The sequence below is a fragment of the Actinomyces sp. W5033 genome, from assembly GCF_051303165.1.
In genome coordinates this window covers 44,963-58,099 of sequence record NZ_JBPPGD010000003.1, presented here as the reverse complement: position 1 = coordinate 58,099, position 13,137 = coordinate 44,963, and the positions used below count along the sequence as shown (strand labels likewise).

Here is a 13,137-nt window from a genome sequence, read left to right as displayed (position 1 = left end):
GAGAGCATGAGCATGAGCACCACGAGCCTCACCCCCGCGGACCGCTCCCGCCTGCCGGTGGTTCTCGTCGGCCTGCCCGGCGCGGGCAAGACCACGGTCGCCCGGCTGCTCGCCCGCGCCCTGCGGGGCGCCTCGGTGGACCTGGACGCCGAGGTCCGGCGCCGCTCGCGCATGAGCGTGCCCGAGATCTTCGAGGCCGAGGGGGAGGAGGGCTTCCGCGACCGGGAGACGGCCGCCCTGCGCTCCCTGCTGGACGGGGCGGCCACCACCACCGGTGTCATCGCCCTGGGCGGTGGGGCCGTGCTGCGCCCCGCCAACCGCGAGATGCTCGCCGGGTGCACGGTGGTCCACCTGTCCGTCACCGCCGCCACCGCTGCCGCACGGGTCGGCGACGGCAGTGGCCGCCCCCTCATGGCCGGGCCGCAGGACGGCGGCGCCCGCACCGGGGCGGACGGCGTGCGCAGGCGCATGGAGCAGCTGGCCGCTGAGCGCACCGCCCTGTACGAGCAGGTCGCCACCCTCACCGTCGTCGCCGACGGCCTCACCCCTGAGGCCGTGGCCGAGGAGGTCCTGCGGCACCTGGGCCACCCGGCCCCCGCAGCGGACCGCTCCGCGACCGTGGCCGGGCCCGAGAACCGTGCCACCGTGTGCGTGGGCGGTCCCCATCCCTACGACGTCGTCATCGGCCAGGACCTGAGCCGCTGCGTCACACAGGCCGTGGCCGCCGCACCCGGCCACGGCGCCGGAGGGGTGGCGGTCGTCCACGCCGACGTCCTTGACGAGCGCGCCCGCGACCTCGAGGCGGCCCTGGCCGCCGACGGCCAACGGGTCACCCGCCTCGCGGTGCCCGGGGGCGAGGCCGCCAAGCGCACCGCCGTGCTGGACCGGCTGTGGCAGGCCCTGGGCTCCTTCCGCATGGGGCGTGACGGCTGCGTCGTCGCCCTGGGAGGCGGCGCCACGACGGACCTCGCGGGTTTCGCTGCGGCGACCTGGCTCCGGGGTGTGAGCGTTGTCCAGGTCCCCACCACGCTGCTGGCGATGGTGGACGCCGCCGTCGGCGGCAAGACGGGCATCGACACCGACGCCGGCAAGAACCTCGTGGGCGCCTTCCACCCGCCTGCCGCCGTCGTGTGCGACCTGGACTCACTGGGCACCCTGGGCGCCGAGGAGCTGCGCGCCGGGCTCGGCGAGGTCGTCAAGTGCGGTCTCATCGCCGACCCGGCCATCCTCGACCTCGTGCTCGGCTCGCGGCCTGCCGACCTGCTGAGCCTGGACGGCCCGGTGCTGGCCGAGCTCGTCACGCGCTCGGTCGCTGTCAAGGCGGGGGTCGTCGGCGAGGACCTCACCGAGTCCGGGCTGCGGGAGATCCTCAACTACGGGCACACCTACGCCCACGCCGTCGAGACGGTCACCGGCTACGCCTGGCGCCACGGTGAGGCGGTGGCAGTCGGCTGCGTCTTCGCCGCTGAGGTCGCGCACCGCAGCGGCCGCATCGACGCCGACCTGCTCAGCACCCACCGCCGGGTCCTGGCGGCGGCCGGCCTGCCGACGTCCTTCCCCGAGGGGGCCGGCCGCTACGAGGAGCTGGCGCAGGTGATGCTCTCGGACAAGAAGGTCCGCTCCGGGCGCATCCGCATGGTCCTGCTCGACGGCCTCGCCCGGCCCGTGTGGGGGGTCGAGCCGGACGAGGCGGTCCTGCGCGCCGCGCACGCGGCCGTCACGGGCGAGGGGCGGACCCAGCCGTGAGCGTGCCCGTCCCCGCACCGGCCGCGGCCCCCGCAGTCTCCGGGGCTGCGGACCCCGGTAGCGAGCGTGCCGCTGCGGCGTCCGTCGGCCCGCAGGACGCCGTCGTGCTCCTCGGCGCCCCGGGTGCCGGGTGCAGCAGCGTCGCGCAGGCCCTCGGCCGGTCCCTGGGCCTGGTGGTGCGCGACCTCGGGGCCCAGGTCGCCGGCCGCCTGGGCGTCCGGCAGGAGCTGGCGCTCGTCGCGGTGGGGGAGCAGCGCTACCGGCAGGCTGAGGCTGAGGCCGCGTGCGCGCTGCTCGCTGACCCCGTCGGCGCCGTCACGGCCCTGGGCTCGGGCTGCCTGGCCGACGCCGGGGTCCGCGCCGCCCTGGAGCGCGCCCGTGCGGGCGGTGCCCGCACGGTGCTGCTGACCGCCACGACCCGGCGCCTGGCCACCCGCAACGGGCTGGACGCCCCGCGCTCGGTGGCGCTGGGCAACGTCCACCACGCCTTCACCCAGATGCTCCACGCCCGCCAGGACCTGTGCCGCCAGGCCGCGGGCGCCGGGGCCGTCGTCGTGGACACGAGCGCGACCACCCCCGCACAGGCGGCTGGCGAGGCGGCCGTGCTGCTGGGGTGGTGACCGGCCTCGCACGCCTCGCCCCGGGGTCCCGGCAGAAGCGGACGGTAGTCTTGCGGCGACAAGACTTCTCCCCGACAGTGAGGAACACCCGTGGCAACGACGAACGACCTGAAGAACGGCCTCGTGCTCAACATCGAGGGCCAGCTCTGGCAGGTGGTCGAGTTCCAGCACGTCAAGCCGGGCAAGGGCCCCGCCTTCGTGCGCACCAAGCTCAAGAACGTCCTGTCCGGCAAGACCGTTGACCGCACCTTCAACGCCGGCCTCAAGGTTGACACCGCCACCGTTGACCGCCGTGACATGCAGTTCTCCTACAAGGACGGTGAGGACTTCGTCTTCATGGACGTCAAGGACTTCGAGCAGGTCCCGGTCTCCGCCGAGACCGTCGGCGACGCCGCCACCTACATGCTCGAGGGCCAGGACGTCATCGTCGCCTTCCACGAGGACTCCGTGCTCTTCGTCGAGCTGCCCGCCTCCGTCGTGCTGACCGTCTCCCACACGGAGCCGGGCCTGCAGGGCGACCGCTCCTCCGCGGGCACCAAGCCCGCCACCCTGGAGACGGGCGCGGAGATCCAGGTCCCCCTCTTCCTCAACGAGGGCGACCGCGTCAAGGTGGACACCCGCACCGGCGAGTACATCTCCCGCGTCACCGACTGACCCGATGACCGGCACCAGCCTCCACGACGAGGCGCCCGCGGGCCACGCCGCCTTGGACGGCGGGGCCACGGGCTCCTCACGCCACGTCAAGCACCTCGTCACCGCACGCACCAAGGCCCGCCGCCGCGCCGTCGAGATCCTCTTCGAGGCGGACCAGCGCGGCATGCTGGGCGGCAGGCCCCAGCACCAGGTGGACGAGCCCCGTCACGGCGACGCCCACGGCGAGGACACCGAGCCCCAGCACACCGTCGCCGAGGCCGCGCAGACCCTGCGCGACTTCGCCGCCCGGCGCGCCGTCGACTCCGCCAACCACACCGAGGCGCCCGCCTACACGCGCGAGATCCTCAGCGGCGTCGCGGACCACCTGGCCGACGTCGATGACACCATCGAGACCTACGCCCAGGACTGGACGCTGGCCCGAATGCCCGCCGTGGACCGCGCCATCGCCCGCGTCGCCACGTGGGAGATCATCTACAACGACGACGTCGACGCCCCCGTGGCGGTCGATGAGGCCATGACGCTGGCGAGGATGCTCTCCACGGACGACTCGCCCCGCTACCTCGGCGGCGTGCTCGGGCGCATCGGGGACCTCGCCGACACGCTGCGCTGACAGCGGGGCGCGGCCCCGTCGCGTCCCGAGGCCGTGGGCGGCCGCGCACCAGGGCCGCCCACGGCCTGCCAGACCCGTCGGCTCCTGCCGCTAGGGTGTGGTGGCGTGAGCAGAACCCCCGTCCTCGCCGTCACCGGCGCCACCGGCCGCGTCGGCGGAGGCGTCGCCGCCCTCCTGCACGACGTCGGCCTGGCCCCCCGCCTCATCGTGCGTGACGCCAGCCGGGCACCGGCCTGGGCCCGCGACGTCGCCGTCACCACCTACGGCGACCGTGAGGCCGCCCCCGTCGCCCTGCGAGGCGTGGACGTCCTGCTCATGGTCTGCGCCTCCGAGGCGGCCGACCGCCTCGAGCAGCACCGGGCCCTCATCGACTCCGCGGCCGAGGCGGGAGTGCGCCACGTCGTCTACACCAGCTTCCTGGGCGCGGGGGAGGACTCGGTCTTCACCTTCGGCCGCACCCACGGCGCCACCGAGGCCCACCTGGCCTCCTCGGGCATGACGACCACGTTCCTGCGCGACTCCTTCTACCTCGACTTCCTGCCCGAGCTCGCCGTCAACGGCGTCATCGCCGGGCCCGCCGGCCCCACGGGAGGACGCGTCGGCGCCGTCGCCCGGGCCGACGTCGTGCGCTCGGCCGCCGCCGTGCTCGCCGAGCTCGCCGCGGGCTCCGCCGCCCACGACGGCGCCGTCTACACGATGACCGGCCCCCAGGCCCTGAGCCTGATCGACGTCGCCCGCACCCTCACCGAGCTGGGCACCCCCACGACCTACCGCGAGGAGGATCTTGAGCAGGCCTACGCCTCGCGTGCCGGCTACGGCGCCCCAGCCTGGCAGGTAGACGGCTGGGTGAGCACCTACACCGCCATCGCCTCCGGCCAGCTCGCCGCCGTCACCGACGACGTGCGCCGCCTCACCGGCCGCGAGCCCCTGAGCCTGGTCGAGGTCCTCACGGGCGAGCGCCCCTGACTGATATCTCACGCGGCGCCCCACCTGCCCGCCGGGCGGGCGCGCACCGTGCAGGGATACGATGCGGCCGTCAGACATCCTTGAACTCCGTCCAGCGAGGCGGGGAAGGAGGTCCACGCACCGTGGCCCACGCGCAGCCCACCGGCAAGCAGATCCTCGGCGAGGCCGAGATCGCACGCTCCCTCGTGCGGATCGCACACGAGATCGTTGAACGCAACCGAGGTGTCGAGGACATCCTCCTGCTCGGCATCCCCTCCGCCGGCGTCCCCCTCGCCCAGCGCCTGGCCAAGGCCCTCGCCTTCGCCACCGGCGGGCGCGAGGTGCCCGTCGGCACCCTCGACATCACGATGTACCGCGACGACCTGGGCCGCCACGCCATCCGCGTGCCGCAGGCCACCGTCATCCCCGGCGACGTCCTGGAGGGCCGCACCGTCGTGCTCGTCGACGACGTCCTGTACTCCGGGCGCACCGTCCGCGCCGCCCTCGACGCCCTGGGCTCCATCGGACGCGCCGACGCCGTCCAGCTCGCCGTCCTGGTGGACCGCGGCCACCGCCAGCTGCCGATCCGCGCGGACTACGTGGGCAAGAACCTTCCGACCTCCCGCAAGGAGAAGGTCGTCGTCTGCCTCACCGAGCTCGGCGCCGCAGCCGACTCGGTCGCCATCCACCCGTCGCCCGAGCCCACCACGGAGGCCGCCCGATGAAGCACCTGCTGTCCGCCAAGGACCTCGGCCACGACGAGGCCGTCATGGTCCTCGACACCGCCGAGGCCATGGCCGCCACCCAGCGCCACGCCGTCAAGAAGCTGCCCACCCTGCGCGGCAAGACGGTCGTCAACCTCTTCTTCGAGGACTCCACCCGCACCCGCCTGTCCTTCGAGGCCGCCGCCAAGAGGCTCAGCGCCGACGTCATCAACTTCTCCGCCAAGGGCTCCTCGGTGTCCAAGGGGGAGTCCCTCAAGGACACGGCCCAGACGATCATGGCCATGGGTGCCGACGCCGTCGTCGTGCGCCACTCGGCCGACGGTGCCGCCCACCTGCTGGCCCACGCCGGCTGGATCAACGTGCCGGTGCTCAACGCCGGGGACGGCAAGCACCAGCACCCCACCCAGGCCCTGCTCGACGCCATGACCCTGCGCCGGTGGTACGACCCCTCCACCGGGGCCGCCGACGGCTCGCCCGCCCCGCGCGGGCGAGACCTCGCCGGCGCCAGGGTCGTCATCGTCGGTGACATCCTGCACTCGCGGGTGGCGCGCTCCAACGTGGACCTGCTCACCACCCTGGGCGCCGAGGTCACGCTCGTGGCCCCGCCCACCCTCCTGCCGGTGGGGATGGAGGGCTGGCCCTGCTCGGTCTCCTACGACCTGGACGAGACCATCGCCGAGGTCGGCCCCGACGCCGTCATGATGCTGCGCGTCCAGCGCGAGCGCATGAGCGCGGCCGGTGGCGGCTACTTCCCCAGCCCCGCCGAGTACTCACGCGCCTACGGCCTTGACACCGCCCGCCGTGAGGCCATGCCCGCCCACGCCATCGTCATGCACCCCGGTCCGATGAACCGCGGCCTGGAGATCACCGCCGAGGCCGCCGACGACCCCCGCTCGCGCATCATCGAGCAGGTCGGCAACGGCGTCTCGGTGCGCATGGCCGCCCTCTACCTCCTCCTGGCCGACGAAGGGACCCAGCTGTGACCGCCCACCTCCTCATCGGTGCCCGCCCCTACGGCGAGGACGCATCCGACATCCTCGTCATCGACGGCCGTATCGCCGCCATCGGCCCCGAGGCCGCCGCGCAGGCACCCGCCGACGCCGTGCGCCACGAGCTCGACGGCCTCATCGCCCTGCCCGGGCTCGTGGACCCCCACACCCACCTGCGCGAGCCCGGCGGCGAGTCCGCCGAGACGGTCTTCACGGGCACCCGTGCTGCCGCCGTGGGCGGCTACACCGCCGTCTTCGCCATGGCCAACACGACCCCGGTCCAGGACAACGCCGGAGTCGTCGAGCAGGTCCTGCGCCTGGGCCAGGACGCCGGCTGGGTGGACGTCCACCCCGTGGGCGCCGTCTCCAAGGGCCTCAAGGGCGAGCAGCTGAGCGAGATGGGCGCCATGGCCGCCTCCGCCGCCCGGGTGCGCGTCTTCTCCGACGACGGCAAGTGCGTCCACGACCCCGTCCTCATGCGTCGCGCCCTGGAGTACGTCAAGTCCTTCGACGGCGTCATCGCCCAGCACTCCCAGGACCCGCGCCTGACCGAGGGCTCGCAGATGCACGAGGGCGTCGTCTCCGCCGAGCTCGGCCTGCGGGGATGGCCCTCCGTCGCCGAGGAGGCAGTCATCGCCCGTGACGTCCTGCTCGCTGAGCACGTCGGCTCGCGCCTGCACGTGTGCCACCTGTCAACGGCCGGCAGCGTCGAGATCATCCGCTGGGCCAAGGCCCGCGGGATCGACGTCACCGCCGAGGCCACCCCTCACCACCTGATGCTCACCGACGAGATGGCGCGCAGCTACTCGCCGCTGTACAAGGTCAACCCGCCCCTGCGCACCGCCGAGGACGTCGAGGCCGTGCGCGAGGCCCTGGCGGACGGCACCATCGACGTCGTCGGCACCGACCACGCCCCTCACCCGCTGGAGGACAAGGACTGCGAGTGGCAGGCCGGAGCCTTCGGCATGACCGGCCTGGAGACCGCCCTGCCGATCCTCATCGAGACGATGGTGAGCACGGGCCGCATGACCTGGCGCGACATCGCCCGGGTCATGTCCACTACCCCCGCCCGCATCGGCCGCGTGCAGGACCAGGGCCAGGGCCTCAAGGTCGCAGCCCCCGCCAACATCACGGTCGTGGACCCCACGGTGCGGCGCACCGTTGACGGCGCCTCGCAGTGGACGCACTCGACCAACACGCCCTACGCCGGCATGGAGCTGCCTGGCCAGGTCGTCGCCACCTTCCTGCACGGGCGGCCCACGGTCCTGGGCGGCGTGCCCGTCGCCCGCGACGGTGAGGCGCAGGCATGAGCCCGGCCGCCTCACCCACACGCGCCCCCGCCCTGCTCGTCCTCGAGGACGGCTTCGCCCTCGTCGGCCGCTCCTACGGCGCCACCGGGCGCACCGTCGCCGAGATCGTCTTCAACACGGCGATGACCGGCTACCAGGAGACCCTCACGGACCCCTCCTACCACCGTCAGATCGTCGTCATGACCGCCCCGCACATCGGCAACACCGGGGTCAACGACGAGGACCCCGAGTCCGGGCGCATCTGGGTCGCCGGCTACGTCGTGCGCGACCCCGCCCGGCGGGCCTCCTCCTGGCGTGCCCGGCGCGAGCTGGAGGACGAGCTCGTCAGTGCCGGCGTCGTCGGCATCTGCGACGTTGACACCCGCGCCCTGACCCGCCACCTGCGCGAGCGCGGAGCCATGCGCGCCGGCATCTTCTCCGGCGATGCCCTGCCCGCCGGGGTCGGCACCGACCTGCGCGGCGCCCCCTCCCAGGCGGCCCTGGACATCTGCCTCGACGCGGTGCGCTGCGAGCCCGTCATGGAGGGCCAGGCCCTCGCGGCCGAGGTCACCACCGAGGACGGCTACGTCGTCGAGCCCTCCGGTGCCTGGCAGGGGCGCGAGCCCGTGGCCGTCGTTGCCGCCGTTGACCTCGGGATCAAGGCCCGCACCCCCTACCAGCTCGCCCAGCGCGGGGTGCGTGTGCACGTGCTGCCCCAGTCCACGACCCTCGGCGAGCTGCTGGCCCTGAGGCCCGACGGCGTCTTCTTCTCCAACGGCCCGGGTGACCCTGCGACGGCAGACGCCGAGGTCGCGCTCCTGCGCGGGGTGCTCGACGCCGGCCTGCCCTTCTTCGGCATCTGCCTGGGCAACCAGATCTTCGGCCGGGCCCTGGGCTACGGCACCTACAAGCTCGGCTACGGCCACCGTGGCGTCAACCAGCCCGTGCTGGACCGTGCCACCGGCCGCGTCGAGATCACCGCGCACAACCACGGCTTCGCGGTTGACGCCCCCGTCGGCGCGCCCAGCACCGCCCCCTACGACTCCGGCCGCTACGGGCGCGTCGAGGTCAGCCACGTGGGCCTCAACGACGGTGTCGTCGAGGGGCTGCGCGCCCTGGACATCCCCGCCTTCTCCGTCCAGTACCACCCGGAGGCCGCGGCGGGACCGCACGACGGCGAGCACCTGTTCGACCGCTTCGTGCGCCTCATGACCGCCCACCGTGCCGCCACGGGCCACGGCGAGGCCACGACCGCCGAGGAGAACGACTGATGCCCCGCCGTACCGACATCCGCTCCGTCCTCGTCATCGGCTCGGGGCCCATCGTCATCGGGCAGGCCTGCGAGTTCGACTACTCCGGCACCCAGGCCTGCCGTGTCCTGCGCTTGGAGGGCATCCGCGTCATCCTCGTCAACTCCAACCCAGCGACGATCATGACGGACCCGGACGTGGCCGACGCCACCTACGTCGAGCCGCTGACCCTGGAGGTGCTGACCTCCATCATCGACAAGGAGCGCCCTGACGCGCTCCTGCCGACCCTGGGCGGCCAGACGGCCCTCAACGCCGCCATGAGCCTGGTCGAGGCCGGCGTGCTCGAGCGTTACGACGTCGAGCTCATCGGCGCCAACGCCGAGGCCATCAACGCCGGTGAGGACCGCGACGAGTTCAAGAGGGTCGTCGAGCGCTGCGGCGCCGAGGTCGCCCGCTCCGTCATCGCCCACACGATGGACGAGTGCCACCGGGGTGTCGAGGCCCTGGGCGGCTACCCCGTGGTCGTGCGCCCCTCCTTCACCATGGGTGGGCTGGGCTCGGGCATCGCCTACGACGCCGCCGACCTCGAGCGCATCGCCGGCCAGGGCCTGGCGGCCTCGCGCACCACCGAGGTGCTCCTGGAGGAGTCGATCCTCGGCTGGAAGGAGTACGAGCTCGAGCTCATGCGCGACAAGGCGGACAACTGCGTCGTCGTGTGCTCCATCGAGAACCTCGACCCGGTGGGCATCCACACGGGCGACTCCATCACCGTGGCCCCTGCCCTGACCCTCACCGACCGCGAGCTGCAGCGCCTGCGCGACATCGGCATCGCCGTCATCCGCGAGGTCGGGGTGGACACCGGCGGCTGCAACATCCAGTTCGCCGTGGACCCCGCCACCGGGCGCGTCGTCGTCATCGAGATGAACCCGCGCGTCTCGCGCTCCTCGGCCCTGGCCTCCAAGGCCACTGGCTTCCCCATCGCGAAGATCGCCGCCCGGCTGGCCGTGGGGTACACGCTCGACGAGGTCCCCAACGACATCACGGGCTCGACCCCCGCCTCCTTCGAGCCGGCTCTCGACTACGTCGTCGTCAAGGTCCCGCGCTTCGCCTTCGAGAAGTTCCGTGGCGCGGACCCCACGCTCACCACGACGATGAAGTCCGTCGGTGAGGCCATGGCCATCGGACGGTCCTTCACCGAGGCCCTTCAGAAGGCCATGCGGTCCATCGACAAGAAGGGCACCGCCTTCCACTGGGACGGCCCGGCTCCCGCGCCCGAGGCCCTACCCGCACTGCTGGAGTCCCTGCGCACACCCACCGAGCACCGCCTGCTCGACCTGCAGCAGGCCGTGCGCGCCGGGGCGGGCGTGGACGAGCTGTACGAGGCGACCCGCATCGACCCGTGGTTCCTCGACCAGATGCTGCTCCTGCAGGAGACGGCCGACATGGTCCGCCAGGCCCCGGCCCTGACCCCCACGGTCCTGGCGGAGGCCAAGCGCCACGGCTTCTCCGACCTCCAGCTCGCCGGGATCAGGGGCCTGAGTGAGGACACCGTCCGCGAGGTGCGCCACGCCTACGGCCTGCGGCCCGTCTACAAGACGGTGGACACCTGCGCCGCTGAGTTCGCCGCCCGCACCCCCTACCTGTACTCGAGCTACGACACCGAGAGCGAGGTGGCGCCGCGCGAGCGCGAGGCCGTCATCATCCTGGGCTCGGGTCCCAACCGCATCGGCCAGGGCATCGAGTTCGACTACTCCTGCGTGCACGCGACCATGGCGCTGGCCGAGCGCTACGAGACCGTCATGGTCAACTGCAACCCGGAGACGGTCTCCACCGACTACGACGTCTCCGACAGGCTGTACTTCGAGCCGCTGACCTTCGAGGACGTCATGGAGGTCTACGAGGCCGAGCTCGCCGCCGGTCCCGTGGCCGGTGTCATCGTCCAGCTCGGCGGCCAGACCCCGCTGTCGCTGGCGGCCCGCCTCAAGGCGGCGGGCGTGAGCATCATCGGCACGAGCCCTGAGGCCATCGACGCCGCTGAGGACCGCCAGGCCTTCGGAGCCGTCCTGGCCAGGGCAGGGTTGCCCGCCCCCGCCCACGGGACGGCGCTGACGGACGAGCAGTCCCTCGAGGTGGCCGCGACGATCGGCTTCCCCGTGCTCGTGCGCCCCAGCTATGTGCTGGGTGGGCGTGGCATGGAGATCGTCTACGAGCGCTCCGGCCTGGAGGACTACCTCGTGCGCGCCAGCCAGGAGCCCGGGGGCGCCTACGCCAACGGGCCGCTGCTCATCGACCGCTTCCTCGACGACGCCATCGAGATCGACGTCGATGCCCTCTACGACGGCACCGAGCTCTTCCTCGGGGGCGTCATGGAGCACATCGAGGAGGCCGGCATCCACTCGGGCGACTCCGCCTGCGTCCTGCCCCCCATGACGCTGTCGGACACGGAGATCGCCCGCATCCGCCGTTCCACACAGGCCATCGCCGAGGGCGTGGGTGTGCGCGGGCTCATCAACATCCAGTTCGCCCTCATGAGCGACACGCTCTACGTCATCGAGGCCAACCCGCGTGCCTCACGCACGGTGCCCTTCGTCTCGAAGGCCACCGGCGTGCAGCTGGCCAAGGCGGCGGCGCTGCTCATGGCGGGCGAGTCCATCGCCTCCCTCAGGCGCAGCGGCCACCTGCCCCTGCACGACACCTCCCACACCGACCCGCTGGACCCCATCGCGGTCAAGGAGGCGGTCCTGCCCTTCAGGCGCTTCCGCACCCCCGACGGCAGGGCGGTGGACACGGTCCTCGGTCCCGAGATGCGCTCGACCGGTGAGGTCATGGGCTACGACATCGACTTCCCGACGGCCTTCGCCAAGTCGCAGGCCGGCGCCTACGGCGGTCTGCCCACCGAGGGCACGGTCTTCGTCTCGGTGGCGGACCGCGACAAGCGGGCCGTCGTCCTGCCGGTCGCCCGCCTGGCCGAGCTGGGCTTCACGGTGCTGGCCACGACGGGCACCGCCCAGGTGCTGCGCCGCAACGGCATCCCCGCCACCGCGGTGCGCAAGGTCAGCGAGGGCCTGGGCGAGCACGGCGAGCAGACGATCGTCGAGCTCATCGAGTCCGGCATGGTGGACATGGTCGTCAACACGCCCAAGGGGCAGGGCGCCCGCGCCGACGGCTACTCGATCCGTGCGGCCACGACGAGTGCCGACCGTCCCATCATCACGACGGTGCAGCAGCTGCAGGCGACCGTCCAGGCGCTGGAGGCCAGGCTGCGTGGCCCCTTCAGGATCCGCTCCCTGCAGGAGCACGACGCCGCGCGCGCCGCACGACGAGAGCAGGTGGGCGCATGAGCACCGCGGCGCACATGCCCGCCGCGGGCGTCGCCGGGCGCGCGCCCTTCGGCACCCGTCTGGCCCGGGCCATGGACGAGCTGGGCCCCCTGTGTGTGGGCATCGACCCTCACAAGGGCCTGCTGGACTCCTGGGGGCTGAGCGACGACGCGACCGGGCTGCGCGAGTTCTCCCTGCGGGTGGTTGACGCTCTCGGTGGCCGGGTCGCCGCAGTCAAGCCGCAGTCAGCCTTCTTCGAGCGCCACGGCTCGGCGGGCGTGGCGGTCCTGGAGGAGACCCTCGCGGCGCTGCGCGAGGCGGGCACGCTCAGCATCCTGGACGTCAAACGGGGTGACATCGGCTCCACGATGGGAGGCTACGCGGACGCCTACCTGTCCGAGGGCTCGCCGCTGGCGGCGGACGCCCTCACCGTCTCGCCCTACCTCGGCTTCGGCTCCCTGGAGCCCGTGCTCGCCCTGGCGCGTGAGACCGGCCGCGGCGTCTTCGTGCTGGGACTGACCTCGAACCCGGAGGGCAGGAGCGTCCAGCACGCGGCGGATGCCTCCGGCCGCTCGGTGGCGGGCGCGGTGGTGGACGGCGTGACGGCCGCCAACGCGCAGGCTTCGAAGGCCGGCACGCTCGGCAGCATCGGCCTCGTTGTCGGCGCGACCGTGGGTGAGGCCGTGCAGGAGCTCGGACTGGACCTGGCGGCCTCGGCCGCCCCGCTGCTGGCCCCCGGGGTCGGTGCGCAGGGTGCAGGCGCGGCCGAGCTCGAGCAGGTCTTTGGCCCCGCACGCAGCCAGGTGCTCGCCTCGACCTCGCGCGGGGTGCTGGGAGCCGGCCCCGAGGCCGCCTCACTGCGCCGGGCCGCCGCGGCCGCGGCCGCCGAGGCGGCACAGGCCCTCAGGGGCTAGACGGGCCGGCAGGCCGCGTGCCCGGCCCGCGGCCCGGGCACGGGGGCCGGCGGCGCGCTGTCTCGCGCCGCCGGC

General features: G+C 73.3%; 11 protein-coding genes. All 11 read left to right on the top strand.

Annotated elements, in window-relative coordinates; translation table 11 throughout:
- The first annotated feature begins 6 nt into the window (after positions 1-6).
- The 11 genes from aroB to pyrF all read left to right on the top strand — a co-directional run bounded on the left by aroB (position 7) and on the right by pyrF (position 13,062).
- Positions 7-1,746 carry a 3-dehydroquinate synthase gene (aroB, locus tag ACSJJR_RS02765; protein ID WP_435941693.1) on the top strand — a complete coding sequence of 580 codons (1,740 nt, stop codon included), beginning with the start codon at positions 7-9 and terminating at the stop codon, positions 1,744-1,746.
- Positions 1,743-2,366 carry a shikimate kinase gene (locus tag ACSJJR_RS02760; protein WP_435941692.1) on the top strand — a complete coding sequence of 208 codons (624 nt, stop codon included), beginning with the start codon at positions 1,743-1,745 and terminating at the stop codon, positions 2,364-2,366. Before aroB ends, ACSJJR_RS02760 begins: the two co-directional genes overlap by 4 nt.
- A 90-nt stretch (positions 2,367-2,456) precedes the next feature.
- On the top strand, positions 2,457-3,020 hold the full coding sequence (gene efp / locus ACSJJR_RS02755; RefSeq protein WP_435941691.1) for an elongation factor P: 564 nt from the start codon (positions 2,457-2,459) through the stop codon (positions 3,018-3,020).
- Positions 3,021-3,024: 4 nt separating this feature from the next.
- On the top strand, positions 3,025-3,630 hold the full coding sequence (gene nusB, locus ACSJJR_RS02750; protein ID WP_435941690.1) for a transcription antitermination factor NusB: 606 nt from the start codon (positions 3,025-3,027) through the stop codon (positions 3,628-3,630).
- Positions 3,631-3,735: 105 nt separating this feature from the next.
- Positions 3,736-4,596 (top strand): SDR family oxidoreductase, encoded by an 861-nt coding sequence (locus ACSJJR_RS02745; RefSeq protein ID WP_435941689.1) that lies wholly within the window; start codon positions 3,736-3,738, stop codon positions 4,594-4,596.
- Between the two features lie 122 nt (positions 4,597-4,718).
- Complete coding sequence (gene pyrR / locus ACSJJR_RS02740; RefSeq protein ID WP_435941688.1) at positions 4,719-5,300, top strand: bifunctional pyr operon transcriptional regulator/uracil phosphoribosyltransferase PyrR; 582 nt, start codon at positions 4,719-4,721, stop codon at positions 5,298-5,300.
- Positions 5,297-6,283, top strand: coding sequence for an aspartate carbamoyltransferase catalytic subunit (locus ACSJJR_RS02735; protein ID WP_435941687.1), 987 nt, complete (start codon positions 5,297-5,299; stop codon positions 6,281-6,283). Before pyrR ends, ACSJJR_RS02735 begins: the two co-directional genes overlap by 4 nt.
- Positions 6,280-7,599: a dihydroorotase gene (locus tag ACSJJR_RS02730; protein ID WP_435941686.1), complete on the top strand. Its 1,320-nt coding sequence runs from the start codon at positions 6,280-6,282 to the stop codon at positions 7,597-7,599. The genes ACSJJR_RS02735 and ACSJJR_RS02730 overlap by 4 nt, the downstream gene beginning before the upstream one ends.
- A complete protein-coding gene (gene carA / locus ACSJJR_RS02725) occupies positions 7,596-8,849 on the top strand; it encodes a glutamine-hydrolyzing carbamoyl-phosphate synthase small subunit (RefSeq protein WP_435941685.1) in 1,254 nt (417 codons plus the stop codon). Before ACSJJR_RS02730 ends, carA begins: the two co-directional genes overlap by 4 nt.
- A complete protein-coding gene (gene carB / locus ACSJJR_RS02720; RefSeq protein ID WP_435941684.1) occupies positions 8,849-12,169 on the top strand; it encodes a carbamoyl-phosphate synthase large subunit in 3,321 nt (1,106 codons plus the stop codon). Before carA ends, carB begins: the two co-directional genes overlap by 1 nt.
- Positions 12,166-13,062, top strand: coding sequence for an orotidine-5'-phosphate decarboxylase (gene pyrF / locus ACSJJR_RS02715; protein WP_435941683.1), 897 nt, complete (start codon positions 12,166-12,168; stop codon positions 13,060-13,062). The genes carB and pyrF overlap by 4 nt, the downstream gene beginning before the upstream one ends.
- The last annotated feature ends 75 nt before the right edge of the window (positions 13,063-13,137 follow it).